The organism is Sporosarcina pasteurii (genome assembly GCF_041295575.1).
GTDB classification, from domain to species: domain Bacteria; phylum Bacillota; class Bacilli; order Bacillales_A; family Planococcaceae; genus Sporosarcina; species Sporosarcina pasteurii.
The window spans coordinates 645,103-666,923 of the sequence record NZ_CP160452.1; the positions used below are offsets into that span (position 1 = coordinate 645,103).

The following is a 21,821-nucleotide window of genomic DNA, read 5'->3' on the forward strand; positions in this document are numbered from 1 at the left end:
TTTGATGAAATAATTTGATAAAATTTCGGATGTCCAAACTGGGATATGGCTGATAATGACGCAGTGTTATGCATTTTCAGAATGATTTACCGTATGGAAATAATGAATTAAATAGAGGTGGAATTTGTGAATTTATTATGGGGTATTTTCGGCATACTTGTTGTACTTTGTATTGCCTTTTTATTGTCGGATGGAAAGAAATCGATTAATTTAAGAACGATTTCAATTGGATTGGCGATCCAAATCCTTTTTGCATTTATTGTTTTGAAGTGGAAAACAGGGAGAGCTGGGCTAGAATGGCTTTCCGGGAAAGTGCAAAATGTTATTGATTATGCGGGAGAGGGAATTGGGTTTGTCTTTGGACCTGCTGCTGATACGAATGAGTTTGGTTTTGTGTTTGCGTTTCAAGTATTAACGATTATTATTTTCTTTTCATCATTAATTTCAGTATTGTACTATCTCGGAATCATGCAATGGATGATTAAGCTAATTGGCGGAGGACTGTCGAAACTTCTTGGAACAAGTCGTCCTGAGTCGATGTCTGCAGCTGCCAATATATTCGTTGGTCAAACGGAAGCGCCGTTAGTCATTAGACCATTTTTAGCAAATATGACGAGATCTGAATTGTTCGCGGTGATGACAGGTGGTCTTGCTTCAATTGCAGGTTCAGTTCTTGCAGGCTATGCCTTATTAGGTGTTCCACTTGAATACTTACTTGCCGCAAGTTTTATGGCAGCGCCGGCGGGATTGATTATGGCGAAAATTATGATCCCTGAACGTGACGAATCGGCTGTTACTGAATTTGATATGGAGAAAGATGGTAGTTCGGTTAACGTTATCGACGCTGCTGCGCGCGGGGCGGGCGATGGTTTGAAGCTCGCTTTAAATGTTGGGGCAATGTTACTTGCATTTATTGCATTAATTGCTTTAATCAACGGCATGCTAGGCGGCATTGGTGCATGGTTTGGGTTTGAAAACCTCACACTTGAAGGCATTTTAGGCGTTATATTCTCACCGCTAGCTTTCGCAATTGGTGTTCCGTGGGCTGAAGCGGTGACTGCAGGTAGTTTCATTGGCCAAAAACTCGTCTTAAACGAATTTGTTGCGTATGCGGCATTTGCGCCTGAAATTCCAGCGCTTTCTCCTAAGACGGTTATTGTCGTCAGTTTTGCGCTTTGTGGATTTGCCAACTTAAGTTCACTCGCCATTCTGTTAGGCGGCTTGGGCGAAATGGCGCCAAGTAGACGTCCGGATATTGCACGATTAGGGATTCGTGCGGTTGCAGGGGGAATGCTTGCATCGTTACTGAGTGCGGCGATTGCGGGGATGTTTATTTAATTGAATAGCATGTTAAAACGAAAGGTCAATTGATCTTTCGTTTTTTTTTGAGGGAATAACTCGTGACATCCCTAATAGGGAGGACATGCTATGCAAAAGGGCTGACATCCCTGTATAGAGAACGTACATACTTCAAGATTGCTCGTACATTCTGTCGGATTCAGCGGACATCCCGATTTGTGAGGACATACTACGCAAAAGGGCTGAAATCCTTGTATAAAGAGTGTTCAAAGCCTTCGAGGATCAATAAGTAAATGACGCGTCTTTTTTTATAGTAGACTTGATTATTAGAAATGGTTTTAATTAAAGAAGAATCGGAATTCGGGATGAAGTCTAAGATGAAGCATATCTGATGTTGATGCATTCTTAAGGAAGATTTATCGATGCTGCCTGATCGCAAACAGCTATCCGTTACACTCGGTTCTGTCAAAGAAGCGATATAGATTAAGTTTTTATTAAATGAATCAATAAAGTGGACCGACTAGGTTATGCTTACATAGAGGGAGGAACGCGTAATGAAACAAAAATTATTAGACATGCTTGAAAGTCGAAAAGATGAAATGATTCAAATCCGGCGTCACCTACATCAATACCCTGAACTTTCTTTTAAAGAAGAAAAAACTGCACAATATATTGCGGATTTTTATAAAGGGAAAGATGTAGAGGTTCAAACGAATGTCGGGAACGGTTACGGAATTATCGTCACAATTAAAGGGGATAAACCTGGAAAAGTCATTGGCTTACGTGCAGATTTCGATGCATTGCCGATTCAAGAAGAAACGGATGCCCCGTACAAATCGAAAAACGAAGGCGTGATGCACGCGTGTGGTCATGACGGGCATACGGCCTATATGATGATTCTTGCGGATTGTTTGATTCAATTTAAATCATCAATTGCAGGTACCATTAAAATTATTCACCAACATGCGGAAGAAACACCTCCGGGCGGTGCAAAAAGTATTGTAGAATCGGGTATTTTAGACGATTTAGATGCTGTTTTTGGCACACATTTATTCCCAACAAACCCAGCTGGCGAAATCGGTTATCGCAGTGGTTATGCGATGTCTGGAAGGGCGTATTTTAAGTTGGTGATTCAAGGGGTAGGTGGACATGGTTCCTCGCCGCAAAATGCGAATGACCCAATCGTTGCAGGTGCGCATTTTGTAACCGCCGTGCAAACGATTGTCAGTCGACGGATAAATCCGTTTGAGATGGGTGTTGTCACAATTGGTTCATTTGACGGAAAAGGAACATTTAATGTCATTAAAGACAGCATTGAAATTGAAGGTGATGTCCGCTATATGAACGACAAAACAGCACAAATCATCGATCAACAAATGCACCGAATTACGAACGGGATACAAGAGGAATTTGGGGTTACATGTGAATTAACATACATCCCGGATTATCCGCCGTTATATAATGACCCTGAAATTACTTCGGAAGTCGCGTCTATTCTAGAAAACGCCAACGACCCAGCAATTACGAAAGTAGCTGAGTACCCAATGTTATCAGGCTCAGAAGATTTTTCTTATTACTTAGAAAAAGTACCAGGCACCTTCTATTATATCGGCTGTAAGCCTAAGGGTGTTGAAAACGCCTACTTTAATCATCATCCTAAATTTGATATCGACGAGGATGCATTGCTCGTCGCAGCGAAGTCTGTTGCACATGTTGTTTGGAAATACGTTGGAGAATAAAAATGAATATTGAAGTGGAGAAAGTCGACAATTGTTAAGTTGTCGGCTTTTTTTGTAGGGATATTTATACAAAACGTATGTGATGGGGAAATAGAAGTCCTGTCGAGATTGAAGTAGTTCTTTTGGCTTATGTAATTATAGTGGTGCTTAGTTGAGTGGAGTTGTTTGTGAGTATTATCTCTTATCGTAACAAACTTTGCTGTTGATTGAATTGACAAGGATTGGTATAATGAACTACTGAATAGGTGAAATGCTATTAAAATAAAAAAAGATAGATATATCCTAGTATAGGAGTCAAAATAGAGTGGCTAATTGTTGCTGATGTGATTAATTGGAACTGGGGGCTGACAGGAAAATGAAAATGGCAGAATGCGAAAATAAAACTTCTGGATACATTAAAAATGAAGAAGTGCACATGAATTCATTCTTCATAAAAATAGAGGATCAAATCGAGAAATATGGACTTGATTCTAAAACAGGTAAATCGATTAAACCATTGGATTCAATGATTTCGTTTGAAGAATACGGAAAATTTGAAGAAAAAATGTTGACTGTTTTCATTCAAAATGAAGAATATATTAATGGACCTGCCTCCGAGTGGAAAAGGACAATACTTTCTTGGATGAATGAAAGGTTTAAAGAGATTACTTGGCGTGTGTCCGTTGGGGATTTAATTGCTACATTAAAAGAAGAAGGATTTACTTTTAATGTAAATGAATCACTTATCTCTCCGTTAATAATCAAGTGGTTAGCAACATTTAAAGAAGCAGTTCGCAAAGATTTGAATCTTAAAGTGAATATGATCATTATTGAGTAATGTACAGTAATCCACTAATCGACATTTGGTTAGTGGATTTTTTATAAATTTAGAACGACCCAACGATAAGAGCCCGTCAAATGCTGATTTGACGGGCTTACGTTTTTCTATTCGCAGGTGTATCAAACGATTACAACGCCTTCAACATCCCACCATCAACAACAAGCGATTGTCCAGTAAGGTAAGTATTCGCACTGGATGCAAGAAACACGACTATTTTGGCGAATTCCTCCGGCTTACCGTAGCGGCCTAACGGAATATGTTGATTGTTCTTGTCGATGACTTCCTCCATAGAAATCCCTTCTTTATCCGCTGTAATCGTATCAAGTTCAATAATTCGGTCTGTCTCGATGCGCCCAGGTCCTACAGTATTGACGAGTATATTGTATGGTGCCAATTCACGGGCAAGTGATTTTGTAAGTCCCACCATGCCAGAACGGAATGTGTTTGAAAGAATTAAGTGATCAATCACTTCTTTGGTAGAAGAAGAGGAGACGTTGATAATTCGTCCGAATTGTTTCTCTTTCATATGTGGAATCACAGCCCGAGTTGTCCGGATATAACTAAGCAAGTTTTTCTCGAAGGATTCATACCAGTCTTCGTCAGTGACTGCTTCAAACCCACCCGCTTTAGGGCCACCTGTATTGTTAATAAGAATATCAACTGAACCTAGTTTCTGATTGACTTCTTGAAAAAGGTTTTCAATATCGTCAGCGGATGACATATCACATGGTTGGTAGTAGATTTTTTCATTTCCCGTAAGTTGTTTGAGCTCATCGGCTGTTTCATCCAATGATGCTTCACTTCGACTTGTCAGGAATACATTTGCCCCTGCTTTGGCAAATTCTAAAGCCGTCGCTCTTCCAAGTCCTTTACTCGATGCCATGACAATTACATTTTTATTTGTTAATCCAAGATCCATTACTATCGCTCCTATACAATACATTAATAAACTAGTATACTCTATCTTACCAGATGTTTAGGAATATTCTATTAATGTGACATGAAGAACTGGTAGATACTGAAATATTTATAAAATAATTGGTTGTATTATTATGCATAAACAGTTATAATTATAATTAGTTGTTACAGTTTCGGGAGGGAATGCTATGAATCGTAAAAAAGTGATTATCATCGGCGCGGCAGGAAGAGATTTCCATAATTTTAATACATATTATCGTAATAACAAGGAATATGAGGTTGTTGCTTTTACGGCAGCTCAAATACCTGATATAGATGGGCGTAAATATCCGAGTGAATTAGCGGGGGAATTGTATCCAGAGGGGATTCCAATTTATTCACAAGATGAGTTGCCTGCATTAATTCAAAAACTAGCAGTAGACGAGTGTGTATTTGCTTATAGTGATGTTAGTTATGACGAGGTCATGGGTGTGAGTGCAGTTGTGAATGCTGCAGGAGCAAACTTCACATTGCTTGGACCAAAAAGTACGATGTTAAAAAGTAATAAACCAGTCATTTCTGTTTGTGCCGTGCGAACGGGGACGGGGAAGAGTCAAACGGCAAGAAAAGTTATCGAAACGCTACTTGAGCATGATTTAAAAGTTGTCGCCGTGAGACATCCGATGCCTTATGGAGATTTAAATGCGCAACGTGTTCAACGTTTTGCGACGGTTGAGGATTTGAAAGAACACAATTGTACGATTGAAGAAATGGAAGAGTATGAGCCGCATGTAGCGCGCGGAAATATTATTTACGCCGGTGTGGATTATGCGGAAATTTTAGAGGCAGCGGAAAATGATCCTGATGGATGTGATGTGATTTTATGGGACGGCGGCAACAATGATTTTTCATTCTACGAGCCTGACCTAGCCATCACTGTGTTGGATCCGCATCGCCCAGGTCATGAATTAAAATACTATCCAGGGGAAGTTTGTTTAAGAACGACAGATGTTGCGATAATTAATAAAGTAGACAGTGCATCCGCTGAAGCGGTGGAAATTGTAGAGAATAATATTAAATTTGCAAGTCCTGAGAGTACGATCATTAAAGCTGAGTCAACCATTACAGTGGATGCGCCAGAAAGTATTGTTGGCAAGCGTGTCTTAATTGTTGAAGACGGTCCGACGCTAACGCATGGTGAAATGCAAATCGGCGCGGGTTCAGTTGCTGCTGAACGTCTAGGTGTAAAGGAAATTATTGACCCACGTCCTTTTGCGGCAGGATCTTTAGTTGATACGTTTAATAAATTCGGCCATATTGGCAACGTCCTTCCAGCGATGGGGTACGGGGAAGAACAACTGAAAGATCTTGAAGAAACGATTAATAATGCCGACTGCGATGCCGTGATTATTGGTACGCCAATGGATTTATCTCGCGTCATTTCGATTAATAAACCTTATACACGTGTGCATTATGAATTGGATGAAGTGAGTAGTCCTAATTTGAAGGGCGTTTTAGAAAGCTTTATTAAAGAAAAGATGTTGGTGAAATAATTTATCAAGACATGAAGGAAGCTGACGAGAAAGAATTGTCAGCTTCCTTTTTTAGTTTTTCTAGCTTTAGAGCGGAACGCGAGGGTTTAACACGAGCGATTTCTTTTCCGCTTCAAATATATTTTGCAAATGGTCAAGAACCGTTAAATACACGAGCCCGCTACCTTCCAGTTTTGGTGAGAAGCCTAAAGGAACGGTTCTTTTAATCAGTTGTGCGTACAGTTCAGGTTCAGTCAGTTCGCGTTCGAAAAGGTCGTTCACTATATTTTTGATTAGCGCTAATGCACCGGATACATGGGGGGCGGCCATTGAAGTACCGCTTAATGTTGCATATTTTCCGTTTAAATGGGTTGATAGAATCTCTTCGCCTGGCGCGACTAAGTCGATTTCATTATGCGAATTGGTGAAGTCAGTCGGATTGCGTTCGTGATTAATTGCGCCTACGCAAATGACTTCATTGTAATGGCCAGGATAGGCGTATTCATCGGTATTTTCATCGCCATCACCTTCGTTGCCAGCTGCGCATACTACTAGAATATGGTGCGCAATTGCCTTTTTAATCGCTTCGTGTAGTTCAGGAACATCTTGGGGGCCGCCTAAAGACATGGATATAATATCTACTTTTTGTTCGATTGCATAATGAATCCCTTGAATAATCCAATCATATTGTCCGGCCCCTTTTTTATTTAACACCTTTACAATGAGCAAGTTTGCTTCGGGGGCGACACCGACGACCCCTTGTTTATTCTCCTGGGCGGCGATTGTGCCTGCGACATGCGTGCCGTGCCCATTGTAATCTAGGAAAATATCTGGATTGCCTCCATCGTCATCGGTAAAATTTCGCCCCCCGATAATTCGTTCTGTTAATTCTGGATGATTATCGCAACCTGTGTCTAGAATGGCTACGGTAATCCCTTTTCCTTTAGTTGTCGGCCAAATTTTCGGTGCCTGTATCAGGTCAACACCTGTGGGTACTTCATTCGCCTCTGCTACATTGACAATCACTTTATGAGGAATCACGTGAACATAATTTTCCAAAATACATCCTCCTTTAGGTTTAGAGTTAAAACACGTTAAAACTGCTGTAGGAAGGGTGCCAAAAGTCATGGTTTCTGCATAAGTCTAGTTAACTAGTCATTTTAGGCGGATGCCCAAATGAAAACTAGGGTTGGACCGCGCCGTTGTAAATAAATGGTGCGTTTTAAATTTGTAAATCTATTAAAAAAATGTTCATATACTAGAAAAGTTAACATACAATAAGAAGGGATTGGGCGTTTGTCATTGAGTATTCAGTCCTACAGCAGTCCCTATTCCTCTTTTGACTCGTTCCTTACACGACGGTAATACGTTTAGGTGAATGAAAAACGTTTACCCTAGGAAAAGAAGTAATTGTCGACACTTTTGCCGAAGGAAGACAGTTACTTCTTTCTAGATAAGAAAAAGATGACTGACAACAAAACCGACGTCGCAGCAATCCATCCGCCAGATAGTTGCAGAAGCAAGCTAAGCGTTTCGTACGTTGTCATTTGAATTCACCTCCTTTCAAATAGAAGTGCCTTACAAACCGTCGACCATTTTAGTAACAAGTCTTCAAAATGAGGAATATAATAAAACGTGTTTGTATAATATATATGTACAAGAAATTGGTATATGCCGGATTAATCCAATTAATGCCTAGAAATTTAGTATTCTTTATGAATTAATATAAAAACGTCCATCTACTATGAGTGTAGATGGACGTTTATTATGATTATCGTTTATAAGCGAACTTTTCTTAATCCGTATGTGCTCTTTGTTTGATTGATTTAGTTAGAGAAAACAAGCAGTTTGACTCCATCCTTAAATAGTGATGGCAATCAAACTGCCTTTTTAAAGTTATTTCCTGTCTGTCTCAGGATGTGTGCCACGCAAGGCGTTTTCACGACGTTTATTTTTCGCTTTGATTGCCTTTAGTTCTTTACCTTCAGCAAACTCAGCTGCAAATTCTGCGGCTTCCATATTACGAATTGTTTTTTCCACTCGCTCTTCATGATTCGCATCCGTGTCATTAGGTCTTGGAAAATTTTTTGGCATATTTTTACCTCCATTTAGAATTGAAATTATTATTCCCAAATGGATGAAAAATATCAACTGAACGTTCAATTAAAGAAAAATTCACCGTGTATCGAACCAATTACAAAATCTGTTATAAAAGGAAGAACCCACTAAACAACTTTTCAATCTGTATTTTATCCTTTGTATTTCCTTTGTTTTGCGTCGACCTTTCCACTTTTACGACCAATTTCTTCATGATCATACTTTTCCATTACAGCTTCTCCACCTAAACGTCCTGCTTCCTGTACGCTCATTCTTGCATGATACTTTTTACTTCGTTTATCAACTGCCACGCTTATCTCCTCCTTGAATAAAAATTGTATGGTTAAATATCGTTTTTTTCATTGTCAGGCGCTTTATTTGCGGTACCAAAATCCTCCTTCATTCTTGTCATTTCGCACGTGTTTTTTTATGTTCCCCGCCTCGGAAAATATAAACCTACTTTTCTGACAAATTATTTTTCAAACTATGTGCTAGTTGCTGATTCATTCACTTGCTAGATTTAGCTTGCATAAGCTATTTAAATGAAACAATTAAGAAATTCATCATGCTGAAAAAGGAGCATACAACATGACGATGTCTCACTTCAGAAAATTGGTTGACATGCAAGAAGGGACAAAATTCCCTTCTTTTACGTATAAAAAAGTTATTCTCGAACCGGCTTACGACGGCGCGAAAGAGAACTTTGTCGATTATATGATGCAAATCAATATTGCGCACTTGATGATGTTAGAAGAGCAAGGTTTGGTGACGCAATTAGAAGCGCAAAAAATCGGAAAAGCGATTGCTGAAATCGATAAAGAATTTTATAAAACAAGCACGTATGACGATTACTATGAGGATTTGTTTTTTAGGATAGAGAATGAATTAATTAAAAAGGCGGGGGATATTGGGGGGAATTTACATATTGCGAGAAGCCGAAATGATATGGGGATTGCAATTTATCGGATGACGATTCGGAAAAAATTACTGACGATGATGGAGCGACTTTTAACATTCCAAAGTGCCTTACACCTTTTGGCAAATGAACATCTAGACACGATCATGATTGGGTATACACATACCCAACAAGCGCAACCGACAACATTTGCACATTATATAAAAGGATTAATGGATAAATTGGAGCGAGATACTAAAAGGCTACGCGCTGCTTTTGAGACGGTTAATCGAAGTAGTATGGGAGCGGCTGCGTTGACGACTTCAGGTTTTTCAATTAATCGAAACAGAATGTGTGAATTATTAGCATTTGACGATGTCATTGAAAATGCGTGGGATAGTGTGGCGGGCGCTGATTATTTAATGGAAGTTGCAACGGCAATCCAAGTTGCCAGTTTAAATTTAGGGCGGTCCATTCAAGATTTTCTTACTTGGGGTACACAGGAATACGATGCCATTGAAATCGCAGACCCTTATGTACAAGTGAGTTCGATTATGCCGCAAAAGAGAAATCCGGTTGCACTCGAACATAGTCGTGCTTTATTGTCAGCAATTGTAGGCGATACGAATACCGTGTTGACAATGATTCATAATACGCCTTTTGGTGATGTCAATGATACAGAAGATGATTTACAACCTTATCTGTGGCGATCGATTGATAAACTGACCGATATTTATGAATTGTTAACGGCCGTATTTACTACAATGAAGGTGAATCAAGCAGTGCTAGAAAAACGTGCAAAAGAAAGTTTTGCGAATGTAACAGAATTAGCGGATACGTTAGTTCGGGTGGAGAAACTATCTTTCCGGCAAGCCCATCATCTTGTAAGCCTATGCATTCAAAAAATATCTCCGAATCAAAAGCTTTCCAACTTCACATACGAAATCCTTCAAGAAGAATTTATGCGATTCATGAAACGTCCTCTTGAATTGAGCCAAAAGCAATTTGAACAGGCTATATGTCCGCGAAATTTTATTCAAGTGAGGAAAATTAAGGGAGGCCCTGCCCCGGGAACGATGAAATCTTCCCTAAATGATTTTGAAGTACGATTTACGAAGACCAGGCAGTGGATACAGCGCAAGAAAAAGAAGATTGAGAAGCAAGAAGGTTATTTAGAGAGTTATTGTGAAAATTGGGTGGAATGAATTTAGTGAAGCAAGCCGCAAAACTAATAAAAATTAACAACTGTCAGGGAGACTATCCCTGACAGTTGTTTGTTAAAAGAGAGGAGTGGGTTTGGAGTACTTAAAGCCGTAGTGAGGCTAGTAAGCGGGAAAGCCCTCTTAAAATAATTGCTACTGCGAATAAAACAATCACAATAACAAGCGCGACAATTCCCACTAATAGAAGTGTCGATACTCCAGCAATTAAACCAGGGACAAAGTAAATTAATCCCAGTAGAACAATTGCGGCCAAAATTCCAGCTAAATAAAGAGAAACACTGCTGCTATATATTTTGCTCATCCTATACACCTCCTTCTTTATACTGTATGTCCTTCTCCTTCAGGTAGTGTCAAGGCAATTATCACTGACAGAATCCGTGCAGCTACGGAACTCAGTCTAAAGTTGTACGGCAATTTCATTCTCGCGCCTATGATGAAAGGAGAGCATGTATCGTATACTAAAGACAAGAGAGAGGGGCGTTAGAAGATGCGCAATAAAGTAGTAGTCATTGGTATAATCGGTCTATTGGTTTTACTGTTTTTGGGAACCCGCCATGTTATAAATCAAGTAAATGGTTTTTCGTTTAATCAATCGGTAAACATTGAAGATGAAATAATAATTAATCAACCCTATGAAAAAATCGATTTATTGACAACGAATGCAAAAGTAGAGTTAATCCCAACGAAAGCTGAAGAAACAACAATTACTTATGGAGGTAAGAAAAAGTTCGGTGTTCATTTTAAAGCGAGTGTTAAAGGGGACACATTGTCCATTCAATTGAAAGAAAAGTGGTTCAATGTCTTGAGTTTTTCCATGAAAGGGTTGGTTTTAACAGTACATGTGCCTGAAAGAACCTATGAGGAGATTAAGGTTGTAACGGATAATGGGTTAATAGAAGCGAGTCATTTACAGGCGAAATTGATTGAGTTGGAGACGGATAACGGTTTCGTAAAACTGGGAAATAGTGAGGGGGACGTTGTGAAACTTCAAACTGACAACGGGCAAATTTCCATTCGTGACGTCAGTGCGAATGTCGTTGCCCGAACAGATAATGGACGAATTACTTATGAAGCCGATACGTTGACCCATGATGTCGACATACGCACAGATAATGGTGCAATTTATGTGAAATTAGGTGAAGAACCGGCGAATGCTAGAATTAAGGCGGACACCGATAACGGCATTGTCACTATTTTCGGTGCAAAAGAAAGAACCGCTACTTTCGGGGAAGGAAAAAATTTGATGAAACTACAAACGGATAATGGAAGGATTGTAGTGGAGAAGTGATTGCCGTGTGGGTAGTCACTTTTTTCTTTTGTTGGAGGGTTGCTTATGGTTAAAATAAAAATCCTCCCAAACATAGTTTGGAAGGAAATCAGCGCTATCTTCTATTCATTTCGCTTGGTACCGCATTGATTCTTTCATTACGGTCCAGTGTAGCGATTTCATCCATATCGGCCGCACTTAATTCGAAATTGAATACGTCAAGGTTTTCAACCATTCGGGATGGTGTAATTGTTTTCGGTATGACGACTGTATCCTTTTGCAAGTGCCAGCGTAAAATAATTTGTGCTGGTGTTTTACCGTGTTGTTTTGCAATTTCTTGGATCGTCGCATTCTCTAAGACGTTTTTGCCATTCATAAGAGGGCTATATGCTTCTACCAGGATTCCGTGTTGTTCGCAAAAAGCCTTTAGTGCTGTTTGCTGTAAATAAGGATGGCATTCGACTTGATTAATCGCTGGAATAATTTCACATTCATCGATAATCCGTTGTAAATGTTCAATATCGAAGTTACACACGCCAATTGCCTTTGCACGGCCTTCTTTGTAAATCTTTTCCATTGCTTTGTAGGATTCTACGTATGTGTCATACATCGGTGTTGGCCAATGAATTAAATATAAATCGACATAATCTAACCCAAGTTTCTCCAAACTTTCATCAAACGCTTTTAAAGTCGATTCATAACCTTGGTCGGCATTCCAAAGTTTCGTTGTAATGAATAAATCTTCGCGTGGAATGGAACTATTTGCAATCGCTTTACCAACGCCTACTTCATTACCGTAAATTTTAGCCGTGTCAATTAGTCTGTATCCGGCTTGGATTGCTTCGTCGACTGTACCTACAGCCTCTTCGTCTGGGACTTTCCAAACGCCGAATCCAAGTTGCGGAATCGAAATTCCGTTATTAAGTGTTTTCGTATACATTGACTCCATCCTTTCTTTCGTCATCTCCATTTAGTCTATCATAGGGTCGAAAAAAATAGAATTTTAAGAGATATACCTATTTTTTATTTCTCGGGAAATATTTTGTGAGAATCAGTTTTTAAAGATTTCAGTTGGACACGCATTATTAATTATAAAAAAGTTTGCAAGTCGGTAAATCGCTTGCAAACTGCACAGAAATTATTTCCATATTTTGTAGTTTATAATGCTGTGAATCGTATGTCTACTAACCGAATAATCTTTTGCTAATAGGCGAATAGAAGCGCCTTTTTCATTGCTATATCGATCCCGAATTTCTTTAACGTCTTCCGCGGTTAAGTGCGAACGACTCATTGTCGATTTAGGGACAAGTCGATGCGTGCTTTTATCTTTTCTATTTTCGCCCAATAATGTATTCTTTATCTTTTCTTTCGTCTTGTCAGAATGAACTTGACCTTTTCTCGCTTTGGATATGTTTTGTTTGTGTTCTGTTGAAAGGGTCCTTCCTTTCATAGCTTGGCTAATCTTTTGGTTTTTCGTTAATTTATCCACGAAAATTAGCAATCCTCCTCTATACAAAATCGAAGTGATCTGGTGTAATCGAAATTTTCTTTCCAAGGACAACTAATTTATGAGCAAAATTCTTATTTATAATCATATTTGCTGTTTTCTATTTTATATATCGGCTACAATCCTACATTCTTAATAAGTGAGGAGATATTATTTACATATTATGCTAAAAGGAGGTGGGAATTCCACCTAGTGTTAAACGGAAACTTGAAATATAGTGGTTTTGTCATTCCGCCAGCATTCTTGAATAATTCATTCCCGTTTATACCAAGCTATATTGAGATGGATAAATCAGAAGGGACGATTGTAGATGGATGTTACAAAAGCTATTTCAGAAATTGCTTTTTGGGAAATGACGTTCAGAGCTGTCGTTACTTTTATTACATTGCTTATACTCACACGAATTATGGGGAAAAAGCAGTTAAGTCAGCTCTCTTATTTTCATTATATTAACGGAATTACGATTGGATCGATTGCTGGAGAGATTAGTGTGCAGGAGAAGACACATTTTATAAACGGCTATATCGCACTCTTCTGGTGGTTTGTTTTAACAATCTTAGTGAGTTTTATCCTATTAAAATGGAAAAAGGCTCGAAAAATTCTTGATGATGAACCGACAGTGATTATTCGAGAAGGAAAGATATTGGAGCGTTCTTTAAAGTCATTGCGGTTGCATATGGATGATGTGATGATGTTGTTACGGGAGCAAAGTATTTTTTCGATTCAAGATGTGGATTGGGCGATTTTAGAAAATAATGGAGAACTTAGTGTGCTAAAAAAATCCGAACAACTTGAAGCGACAAGACAAGATGTAAAAGCTGCAACAACGCAACCGAAGTATTTTCCGACAGATATTATATCCGATGGAAAGTTGCTTCATCAGAATCTGGAGGAACTAAACTTAACAGAGGAGTGGGTCATGAAGAAATTGCGAAAGAAGAACATATTGAATGTTGAAGATGTTTTTTACGCACAAATTCAAACGGATGGTTCATTATTTATTGATGAGCGAGATGATTATTAAATGAGTTATTAAAAACTGTTCAATTCGATTAATATGTGAATTGAACAGTTTTTAGATTTCTATCAGTGTAATATTTCTCGAAATTTCATTACTCGTTGATGAACAGTATAATTCGGGAGTACGCAACGAAAAGGTAAAAGAATACAACATTCATGCCAAAGTACTCAACGTTTCATGAAAAGTATGCAACGTCGGTGAAGTAAGCAACGAATCTGTAAAAGAATACAACGCTGGTGCCAAAGAACTCAACGTTTCAAGAAAAGTATGCAACGTTTGCGAAAGTAAGCAACGAATCTGTAAAAGAATACAACGTTGGTGCTAAAGTATTCAACGTTTCAAGAAAAGTATGCAACGCCATTGCAAGAAAAATAAGGCTTATCAATAAGAAGTTATTGATATTCACGCAGTTGAAATATCGAGCAATTTTGAAAAGTAACTAATTAGTGCTTGCGTTTTATGATGAAAAGCGTTAACATTTAAACTAAATAATCAGAATAGGAGGGGTTCAAATAAGCCCACCACGTCAACCACCATTTGAATTAAAAATAATCAATCGTCTATTAACTAGACTACCCACCCAGCATCAGCGTTACGATGAAATTTTAGACAGAAAGAATCGAATTGAAGCCGGTTATTCAGGAGAACTTAATGTCGATCGTGTTATGCATGAAATTATTTTTCCCCCAAACACAAAAATCTTGAAAAATATTAAGTTACAGGTAAATCCCCATTACTTGTTTGAAATTGACACACTTATCCTTTCCCCTTCTCGTATTATCCTATTAGAAGTAAAAAATTATTATGGTACTGTTTATTTTGATGAAGAATTAGGCAAGACAATTAGAGTTTCACCGACAGGCAAGAAGGATTATTTTGATTGTGCCATTCATCAACTTATTAGAACAGAGGCAGCACTGAGTCGATGGTTCGACAAACGGAATATTACCATTCCAATAGAAAGTATCCTTGTGATGGCAAATCAACAAACAATTATCAGTGAAATCCCAAAAACTGTACCTGTCAAATATCGAAAACAGCTGCCGCGGTATATATCAGGGTTACCAAAAATCCCAACGATTTTATCGTGCGAAGAGATTACTAGAGTTGCCCAAAAGATAGAGGACAGTTCACAAGAAAATTACCGGTTAGCTTGCGAAAGGTTTAACTTTCAGCCTTCCGAATTGAAAAGTGGGGTATTATGTTCAGATTGTAATGGATTAATGAATAGGAAAAGAGGACAAAAATGGCGTTGTCTCAATTGCGGGAAATATGCTACTCAAGAACTTTATAAAGCATTAGAAGATTGGTTTTTACTAATAAAGCCAACGATTTCTAATGCTGAATGTCGAGCATTTCTAAATTTAAATTCCAAATATGCAGCAAGCATTATTCTGCGTCATTCAAAATTAAGTAGGAAAGGAAAACCGCCGAAAACTTATTATTTTTATGCTGATAAAGAACAACTATATAGGAAGTAACACAAGATAGCCGACCATTTTATTGGGCGGCTATTGTCATTCAAAATTATAGGAGATGACTTTATTTTACATCTAAGAGCAAAGTACGCAACGTTTCGATAAAAGTAAGCAACGCTGACGAAAGAACGCAACGTTTCGATAAAAGTAAGCAACGCTGACGAAAGTACTCAACGTTTCGATAAAAGGATACAACGCATCTACGAAAGTAAGCAACGTTTTGATAAGAGTATGCAACGCTGACGAAAGTACTCAACGTATCGATAAAAGGATACAACGCATCTCCAAAAGAACGCAACGTTTTGATAAAAGTATGCCACGCTGACGAAAGTACTCAACGTATCGATAAAAGGATACAACGCATCTCCAAAAGTACGCAACGTTTCGATAAAAGTAAGCAACGCTGACGAAAGTACTCAACGTTTCGATAAAAGGATACAACGCATCTACGAAAGAACGCAACGTTTTCATAAAAGTAAGCAACGTTCAAGAAAGCAAAATAAAAGAAGAGAAAGTAAAAGCACTTTCTCTTCTAGATTTCTAACTTATGCATACTCCTGAAATGCTCTATGGATCTTAGCGCGCCCTGCTTTAATTTGCGGGTGGAATTGGATAGAAGCGGCTTCACGAATTGCTTTTACTTCTTCCTTCGCTTTTTCAACTTTGTCTTGTTGCTCGGCAATTGCGTAGCCGGCAACAGTTCCTTGTGCACGGGCTACTTTTGCACTTTCGATACCCGTAATATTTCCAGCAACATATAAGCCATCTAATGGCGTTTCCATTTGTTCATTGTGAACCGGAACATGTCCACCAAGTTCTTCAATGTAACGGAATGGACAACCTACAACAGATGCTAGTTCACTTAATGGATACAATCCGCCGGCGATACAAACGAAATCGACTTTAATGATTTCTTCTGTGCCTGGGATGATTTTGCCTTCAGGGGTGACGTCAACCATAGTCACGGATTCTACTTTATCCGTTCCGTTAATTTGCGAAATCGCTTTGCGGATATGGATTGGCATGCCCCACATTTTGACGCCGCCTTTTGGATAAAACTTAACAGCTAGTTCACGTACTTTAGCGTTCTGTGCAAATTTACTTCCGAAACGTAAAAATGCAGAAGGCGCTAAATGTGCGATGCGAACTAAGCCATCCATTACTTTCCCTGGATGTGCATGGTCTTTCGTCACCGGATTACTGACTGGTAATGCCATACTATGTAGATCGATACCTGCAATTTGAAGTTCACGTGCGATGGCTGCAGATAGAACGTTTACACCGACCACAATGCCTTTCTTTCCGACTTCTACGCGATGAACGTTTGTCATCACTTGTGCAGCCCCAATCGACATAACGCCTGGAAGTGTCCAACCAGGAATTGGAACAGCAGTTTCGGCAGCGCCTGATGCAATCAGTAATTTTTTTGTCTTTAGAAGGCCGTCGTTTGTATGGACAATATAACCTTCATCAATTTTCTCAATATGGTGACAGGAAATGCCACATTTAATATTTGTATTGAGAGCGTTTGCTTTATCGAGTAAAATTTGTGTTTCTTTAATCCCGTTCCACCATTCACCTGTTGGTTCTTGGTGAAGTTGGCCGAGTAGTCTTCCGCCAGGTTGCGTAAATTCATCAATAACGAGTACATCTAAATTCGATTCCCGACAAGCAATTGCGGCTGATAAACCAGCTGGCCCAGCGCCGATGATTACGACATCAAACATTCGAATCACCGTCCTTATTCGCTTTATTTCTTTCTTCATATTCTGCATATGTACGTGGCCAATTTTCTGGAGACGTATTGAAAGGTGCAGGTTGCATTTTACCGCTTTCAACTTTCAAATCATTTTGAATTGGGGTCATGCATGCACGAACAGTGTCTGTTTCGTTTACTGTTACCCGACATTCAAAGCAATGCCCGATGTTACAATAAATTGCACGCGGCGCACCTGTTTCTTCATGCACACGTAATTGTCGAATCCCGTTTGCAAGAAGGGCAGAAGCAATCGTATCTCCTTCAAAGCCTTCAAATGTTTGGCCGTCAAAAGTAAAAGTGACAGTTTTTCTATTTTCTAACTTACCTAAAACTGGATGATTCATAATACGATTAGTCGTCATTTAGATTACCTCCTAAAACAGATAATGTAACAGGACGGACGGGAGGTTGCACTTTTAACGGTATCGCATGTCCTGCTTTTTCTCCTGTAACATGTTCTAAGACAGCATCGACTGCTGGTCGGCACGTGCGTCCACCGCAATAGCCCATTCCTGCTCTCGTACGTAATTTAACTTCACGAGCTGAGCAGTTATATGTGTTGGCGGTATTTTCGATGTCTTCTAATGAAACTTCCTCACATCTACAAATAATTGTTTTATCCACGGGGCCAACTCCTCCTTTTACATAATTGCAAAATAAATTTGACAGGTTGTCTATTCCTATTTTAACATAGATATGTAGAATAGAATAAACTTTCTATAAAAATTGAAGGTTTTTTTAATACTATCTATATTTATAATACTATCTGTACTATAATGTAGTATAAATGCTCTTTCTATGTCAAAGGAGGAAAAAATATGTCAACGAATCATGCAGAAGTTGCGATTATTGGCGGTGGGATTGTCGGATGTGCAATCGCTTACTATGTTGCCAAGTCTGGAATCGATTGCGTATTAATTGAGAAAAACGACATTGCGAGTGGGACATCTTCACGCTGCGATGGCAACGTAACAATTGTTGATAAAGATCCTGGATTCGATAGTCTTATGTCGTTGAAAAGTCAGGAATTAACTGTTGATTTACATGAAGAGCTTGACTTGCCGTTTGAGTATCGTCCACTAGGTAGCCTGCTCGTTTGTGATAATGACACTGAGATGGAAGCTGCAAAAGAGTGGGTAGATATCCAAAATAAGGCTGGATTAAAGTTTAACTTATTGGATCGTTCAGATCTTCGACAGGAATCTCCTTATTTTGCGGATGATATTCCAGGTGGATTGGAATGTGAAACCGATTCGCTCATTAACCCATATTTATTTTGTTATTCCTTAATTGATAAAGCAAAGCAGTACGGACTTAAACTACATACACAAACGGAAGTTACGGGCATGAAGAAGAAGGACGACTTTATCATTGAAACAACAAACGGTACGTTTACTGCGAAAAAAGTAGTGAATGCGGCGGGCGTCTGGGCTCCGTTCCTAGGAAAAATGCTAGAGTTGGATATTCCTATTATTCCAAGAAAAGGACATATTCTTGTAGGTTCACGTCAAGAGCCTGTCATGATGCGAAATGTAATGGAGTTTGGTTACTTAATGAACAAATTTGGCCGTGAGAGAATTACGGATGAGCGTACAGAAAAACACGGTGTTGCACTCGTTTTGGAACCACTCGAGAGTCAAAACTTCTTAATTGGAAGTAGTAGACAATTTGTTGGCTATGATGGAAGAATCGATATTAACGTTGTTGAAACGATGGCAAGAAGAGTGCTTAGATTCTATCCGCAGATGAACGATTTCAACATCATCCGTACATACACAGGTTTCAGACCTTGGACGTCGGACCACTTACCAATTGTTTCAGAAGTTGAAGAAATTCCTGGGTATTATATTGCCGCAGGACATGAGGGTGACGGAATTAGTTTAGCAACAGTTACTGGAAAAATAATAGATGAGTTAATCCGCGGGGTAGATACAATTATCCCAACGGATCCTTTAAAGTTTGAGCGTTTTAAAGAAGTTGTTAAAAGTTAGTTGATGAGTATCAATATGAAGTGCCTTATTCGATAACGGAGTAGGCACTTCGTTTATCTCTAAAAGGGGTTAGGGTATTAACTACAGTACATTGGGGGAAAAATATGTTTAGAATACTAAAAATTGGAAGCGCTTTTATTGGTATTATCGTAGGAGCGGGCTTTGCTTCAGGACAAGAGATTTTGCAATATTTCACGAGTTTCGGACATTTAGGGACGTTAGCAGCGATTTTAAGTACTGCGTTATTTGCATATATGGGCATGACGCTCACACGTTTAGGAAGTAGAATGCGAACGACAAATCATAAAGATGCAATTTATAAAATTAGTGGTAGATACCTTGGGGTGCTCGTTGATGCGATAATAGTTTTCACACTATTCGGAGTAGGAGTCGTAATGATTGCAGGAGCGGGGTCTATCGGAAATCAACAGTTTGGCCTACCTGCCTATTTTGGTAGTGCACTGCTTGTTGTCTTACTAATTTTCACAATGTTGATGAATGTTGAGAAAGTAGTTGGCGTGATTGGAAGTATTACACCTTTTCTCGTGTTAACAGTCATCGGGATTAGCGTCTATTGTTTGTTAACAATGGATTTATCATTCAGTGAACTAAATCCAATCGCTTTAAAACATGAAACAACTTTACCGAACTGGTTTATTTCAGCACTAAACTATGTATCCTTTAATATTGCAGTAGGTGCTGCGATGTCGCTTGTCATGGGGGGCGCTGAGAAAGATGAAAGAACAGCAGCTTTGGGTGGATTAATCGGCGGACTTGGGCTTGGAATTTTGATCATTTTGAGTCACCTTGCGATCTTCTCAAAAGTCGATGTTGTTGCATCTTATCAAATGCCGATGTTAAAAATTGTGAACGATATCTCACCAGGACTAGCAATCTTTATGTCGTTCATTTTATTCGGAATGATTTTTAATACGGGTGTAAGTATGTTCTATGCGTTCGTAGCAAGATTTTTTGATATGAATAAAAAAACATCGAATGTTGCAGTTTTTGTTGTATGTATCGTCGGGTTCGTATTAAGTTTTGTTGGATTCACAGAGTTAGTTGCTTTCTTCTACAACTTAATTGGCTATCTAGGCCTGTTCTTAATGGCTGCATTAATTTATGCACCAATTAAATTGTCGAAAGAGCGGGATTTGAAAACGACTCGGTTGCAAGAAGTTAAATAAATGAATGGAAGCTTTGCTATGGTAGGTTGATTTATTCCATAGCAAAGCTTTTTTGGGAGAATGAATGATGATATGGAAAAGGGAATATGTTTGATTAACAATCTATTTAACAAATTCATGTTATTGTGAGCGAACATTGTGTTGATGAAATGAAAGTAGCCAGAATATCCATCCTATGCTACAGTTAATTCAAAAAGTGAGAAACATACAGGGGGAGACTTCTATGAACATATTGGCAGTCGATATTGGCGGGACTTCTATTAAAATTTGTCTTGTAGATGAGAAAGGGCTTACATCAAATTTTCGGGAGATTGATTCGGAAGCGATGAAAGGCGGCCCGTATTTAGTTGAAAATCTGATGAAAGTAATCGAGGCGCATTATTCTGGTTTTGAGGCGATTGGGATTAGTACAGCGAGTCAGGTCGATAGTGATAAAGGGATAATCGTTTATGCGAACGAAAATTTTCCGGGTTACAAAGGGATGAATTTGAAAGCGCTTTTTGAAGAACGTTTCAACGTGCGGGTAAAAGTAGAAAACGATGTGAATGCGGCAGCGCTTGGGGAAAAGTTCTTTGGTGCGGGGAAAGACTTCGAAGATTTTCTATGTTTAACCTATGGTACGGGAGTTGGTGGCGCAATCGTTATGAATTCGACCGTTTATAAAGGTCTGAATGGTATCGCTGCAGAAGTGGGCCATCTAGTTTTGCATCCTGGAGGGGTGAAGTGTAATTGCGGATGTTATGGTTGTTATGAAATGTACGGTTCTACAACAGCTTTAGTGAAACAGGCGATGAAGATTGATCCGAAATATACGAACGGCCGTAAAATTTTTGAGGGGCTAGATGAAGGCGACAAGCGATTAGAGACTGTACTAGAAAATTGGGTGCTTGAAATTGCAACGGGATTAGTTTCATTAACACATATTTTCAATCCACCTGCGATTATTATTGGCGGTGGTATTATGGAACAAGATGTGCTTATTAAAATGGTGAGAGAGAAAGTGCTGGAACTTATTATTGATAGTTTTAAAGACGTACAAATTATGAGAGCTTCACTAGGCAATAAAGCGGGATTACTTGGGGCGGCAGCGCTTCACATGTAAGTTGGTA

21 protein-coding genes are annotated in these 21,821 nt (G+C 38.9%); 11 read left to right on the forward strand and 10 right to left on the reverse strand.

The features are described from left to right. The first annotated feature begins 126 nt into the window (after nt 1-126). From AB1H92_RS02980 to AB1H92_RS02990, 3 genes are all read left to right on the forward strand, one after another. Entirely contained in the window at nt 127-1,338 is a 1,212-nt protein-coding gene (locus AB1H92_RS02980) for a NupC/NupG family nucleoside CNT transporter (RefSeq protein ID WP_115360099.1), read from the forward strand. A 515-nt stretch (nt 1,339-1,853) separates the two neighbouring features. After that, nucleotides 1,854-3,038, forward strand: coding sequence for a M20 family metallopeptidase (locus tag AB1H92_RS02985; RefSeq protein WP_115360100.1), 1,185 nt, complete (start codon nt 1,854-1,856; stop codon nt 3,036-3,038). A 355-nt stretch (nt 3,039-3,393) separates the two neighbouring features. Next, nucleotides 3,394-3,855 carry a hypothetical protein gene (locus tag AB1H92_RS02990; RefSeq protein ID WP_115360101.1) on the forward strand — a complete coding sequence of 154 codons (462 nt, stop codon included), beginning with the start codon at nt 3,394-3,396 and terminating at the stop codon, nt 3,853-3,855. Nucleotides 3,856-3,985: 130 nt separating this feature from the next. On the opposite strand, the gene AB1H92_RS02995 is transcribed toward AB1H92_RS02990, so the two are convergent. Then, a complete protein-coding gene (locus tag AB1H92_RS02995) occupies nt 3,986-4,777 on the reverse strand; it encodes an SDR family oxidoreductase (RefSeq protein ID WP_115360102.1) in 792 nt (263 codons plus the stop codon). Between the two features lie 187 nt (nt 4,778-4,964). Here AB1H92_RS02995 and AB1H92_RS03000 point away from each other — a divergent pair, with 187 nt between their 5' ends. Beyond that, nucleotides 4,965-6,308, forward strand: a complete 1,344-nt coding sequence (locus tag AB1H92_RS03000) for a cyclic 2,3-diphosphoglycerate synthase (RefSeq protein WP_115360103.1) — start codon at nt 4,965-4,967, stop codon at nt 6,306-6,308. A gap of 66 nt (nt 6,309-6,374) precedes the next feature. Here AB1H92_RS03000 and AB1H92_RS03005 read toward each other — a convergent pair whose 3' ends face one another. The 3 genes from AB1H92_RS03005 to AB1H92_RS03015 form a co-directional block, all read right to left on the reverse strand. Next, entirely contained in the window at nt 6,375-7,346 is a 972-nt protein-coding gene (locus AB1H92_RS03005; protein ID WP_115360104.1) for a S8 family peptidase, read from the reverse strand. 837 nt (nt 7,347-8,183) lie between these two features. After that, nucleotides 8,184-8,381, reverse strand: coding sequence for a small, acid-soluble spore protein tlp (locus AB1H92_RS03010; protein WP_115360105.1), 198 nt, complete (start codon nt 8,379-8,381; stop codon nt 8,184-8,186). 155 nt (nt 8,382-8,536) lie between these two features. Then, nucleotides 8,537-8,695: a hypothetical protein gene (locus tag AB1H92_RS03015; RefSeq protein ID WP_166739452.1), complete on the reverse strand. Its 159-nt coding sequence runs from the start codon at nt 8,693-8,695 to the stop codon at nt 8,537-8,539. 277 nt (nt 8,696-8,972) lie between these two features. Here AB1H92_RS03015 and argH point away from each other — a divergent pair, with 277 nt between their 5' ends. Further along, nucleotides 8,973-10,484 (forward strand): argininosuccinate lyase, encoded by a 1,512-nt coding sequence (gene argH, locus AB1H92_RS03020; protein ID WP_115360106.1) that lies wholly within the window; start codon nt 8,973-8,975, stop codon nt 10,482-10,484. Between the two features lie 100 nt (nt 10,485-10,584). Here the strand turns inward: argH and AB1H92_RS03025 are convergent, their stop codons facing one another. Further along, nucleotides 10,585-10,803, reverse strand: a complete 219-nt coding sequence (locus AB1H92_RS03025) for a hypothetical protein (protein ID WP_115360107.1) — start codon at nt 10,801-10,803, stop codon at nt 10,585-10,587. A 186-nt stretch (nt 10,804-10,989) separates the two neighbouring features. Here AB1H92_RS03025 and AB1H92_RS03030 point away from each other — a divergent pair, with 186 nt between their 5' ends. Continuing rightward, a complete protein-coding gene (locus AB1H92_RS03030; protein ID WP_115360108.1) occupies nt 10,990-11,790 on the forward strand; it encodes a DUF4097 family beta strand repeat-containing protein in 801 nt (266 codons plus the stop codon). 94 nt (nt 11,791-11,884) lie between these two features. Here the strand turns inward: AB1H92_RS03030 and AB1H92_RS03035 are convergent, their stop codons facing one another. Then, on the reverse strand, nt 11,885-12,709 hold the full coding sequence (locus AB1H92_RS03035) for an aldo/keto reductase (protein WP_115360109.1): 825 nt from the start codon (nt 12,707-12,709) through the stop codon (nt 11,885-11,887). 198 nt (nt 12,710-12,907) lie between these two features. After that, on the reverse strand, nt 12,908-13,270 hold the full coding sequence (locus AB1H92_RS03040; RefSeq protein ID WP_134268506.1) for an NUMOD3 domain-containing DNA-binding protein: 363 nt from the start codon (nt 13,268-13,270) through the stop codon (nt 12,908-12,910). A 316-nt stretch (nt 13,271-13,586) separates the two neighbouring features. Here AB1H92_RS03040 and AB1H92_RS03045 point away from each other — a divergent pair, with 316 nt between their 5' ends. Both AB1H92_RS03045 and AB1H92_RS03050 read left to right on the forward strand, forming a co-directional pair. Beyond that, nucleotides 13,587-14,300 carry a DUF421 domain-containing protein gene (locus AB1H92_RS03045; RefSeq protein ID WP_115360111.1) on the forward strand — a complete coding sequence of 238 codons (714 nt, stop codon included), beginning with the start codon at nt 13,587-13,589 and terminating at the stop codon, nt 14,298-14,300. A 620-nt stretch (nt 14,301-14,920) separates the two neighbouring features. Beyond that, entirely contained in the window at nt 14,921-15,778 is an 858-nt protein-coding gene (locus AB1H92_RS03050; RefSeq protein ID WP_256594321.1) for a nuclease-related domain-containing protein, read from the forward strand. A gap of 542 nt (nt 15,779-16,320) precedes the next feature. Here the strand turns inward: AB1H92_RS03050 and AB1H92_RS03055 are convergent. The 3 genes from AB1H92_RS03055 to AB1H92_RS03065 are packed head-to-tail and all read right to left on the reverse strand — an operon-like array spanning nt 16,321 to nt 18,158. After that, nucleotides 16,321-17,502, reverse strand: coding sequence for an NAD(P)/FAD-dependent oxidoreductase (locus tag AB1H92_RS03055; protein WP_115360113.1), 1,182 nt, complete (start codon nt 17,500-17,502; stop codon nt 16,321-16,323). After that, nucleotides 17,495-17,896 carry a (2Fe-2S)-binding protein gene (locus AB1H92_RS03060; protein WP_115360114.1) on the reverse strand — a complete coding sequence of 134 codons (402 nt, stop codon included), beginning with the start codon at nt 17,894-17,896 and terminating at the stop codon, nt 17,495-17,497. The genes AB1H92_RS03055 and AB1H92_RS03060 overlap by 8 nt, the downstream gene beginning before the upstream one ends. Then, entirely contained in the window at nt 17,886-18,158 is a 273-nt protein-coding gene (locus AB1H92_RS03065; RefSeq protein ID WP_115360115.1) for a (2Fe-2S)-binding protein, read from the reverse strand. The genes AB1H92_RS03060 and AB1H92_RS03065 overlap by 11 nt, the downstream gene beginning before the upstream one ends. Nucleotides 18,159-18,352: 194 nt before the next feature. Between AB1H92_RS03065 and AB1H92_RS03070 the strand changes: the two genes are divergently transcribed. From AB1H92_RS03070 to AB1H92_RS03080, 3 genes are all read left to right on the forward strand, one after another. Then, a complete protein-coding gene (locus AB1H92_RS03070; protein WP_115360116.1) occupies nt 18,353-19,525 on the forward strand; it encodes an FAD-binding oxidoreductase in 1,173 nt (390 codons plus the stop codon). A gap of 104 nt (nt 19,526-19,629) precedes the next feature. After that, nucleotides 19,630-20,712 carry a hypothetical protein gene (locus AB1H92_RS03075; protein WP_115360117.1) on the forward strand — a complete coding sequence of 361 codons (1,083 nt, stop codon included), beginning with the start codon at nt 19,630-19,632 and terminating at the stop codon, nt 20,710-20,712. Between the two features lie 223 nt (nt 20,713-20,935). After that, nucleotides 20,936-21,814, forward strand: a complete 879-nt coding sequence (locus AB1H92_RS03080; RefSeq protein WP_115360118.1) for an ROK family protein — start codon at nt 20,936-20,938, stop codon at nt 21,812-21,814. Nucleotides 21,815-21,821 lie beyond the last annotated feature (7 nt).

What these genes read in the sequence shown, in the direction of transcription:
- AB1H92_RS03000 (WP_115360103.1), top strand. Translation starts at nt 4,965, where the DNA reads ATGAATCGTAAAAAAGTGATTATCATCGGCGCGGCAGGAAGAGATTTC.
- AB1H92_RS03045 (WP_115360111.1), top strand. Translation starts at nt 13,587, where the DNA reads ATGGATGTTACAAAAGCTATTTCAGAAATTGCTTTTTGGGAAATGACG.
- AB1H92_RS02990 (WP_115360101.1), top strand. Translation starts at nt 3,394, where the DNA reads ATGAAAATGGCAGAATGCGAAAATAAAACTTCTGGATACATTAAAAAT.
- AB1H92_RS03060 (WP_115360114.1), bottom strand. Translation starts at nt 17,896, where the DNA reads ATGACGACTAATCGTATTATGAATCATCCAGTTTTAGGTAAGTTAGAA.
- AB1H92_RS03010 (WP_115360105.1), bottom strand. Translation starts at nt 8,381, where the DNA reads ATGCCAAAAAATTTTCCAAGACCTAATGACACGGATGCGAATCATGAA.
- AB1H92_RS03075 (WP_115360117.1), top strand. Translation starts at nt 19,630, where the DNA reads ATGTTTAGAATACTAAAAATTGGAAGCGCTTTTATTGGTATTATCGTA.
- AB1H92_RS02995 (WP_115360102.1), bottom strand. Translation starts at nt 4,777, where the DNA reads ATGGATCTTGGATTAACAAATAAAAATGTAATTGTCATGGCATCGAGT.
- AB1H92_RS03025 (WP_115360107.1), bottom strand. Translation starts at nt 10,803, where the DNA reads ATGAGCAAAATATATAGCAGCAGTGTTTCTCTTTATTTAGCTGGAATT.
- AB1H92_RS03070 (WP_115360116.1), top strand. Translation starts at nt 18,353, where the DNA reads ATGTCAACGAATCATGCAGAAGTTGCGATTATTGGCGGTGGGATTGTC.
- AB1H92_RS03035 (WP_115360109.1), bottom strand. Translation starts at nt 12,709, where the DNA reads ATGTATACGAAAACACTTAATAACGGAATTTCGATTCCGCAACTTGGA.
- AB1H92_RS03055 (WP_115360113.1), bottom strand. Translation starts at nt 17,502, where the DNA reads ATGTTTGATGTCGTAATCATCGGCGCTGGGCCAGCTGGTTTATCAGCC.
- AB1H92_RS03030 (WP_115360108.1), top strand. Translation starts at nt 10,990, where the DNA reads ATGCGCAATAAAGTAGTAGTCATTGGTATAATCGGTCTATTGGTTTTA.
- argH (WP_115360106.1), top strand. Translation starts at nt 8,973, where the DNA reads ATGACGATGTCTCACTTCAGAAAATTGGTTGACATGCAAGAAGGGACA.
- AB1H92_RS02985 (WP_115360100.1), top strand. Translation starts at nt 1,854, where the DNA reads ATGAAACAAAAATTATTAGACATGCTTGAAAGTCGAAAAGATGAAATG.
- AB1H92_RS03080 (WP_115360118.1), top strand. Translation starts at nt 20,936, where the DNA reads ATGAACATATTGGCAGTCGATATTGGCGGGACTTCTATTAAAATTTGT.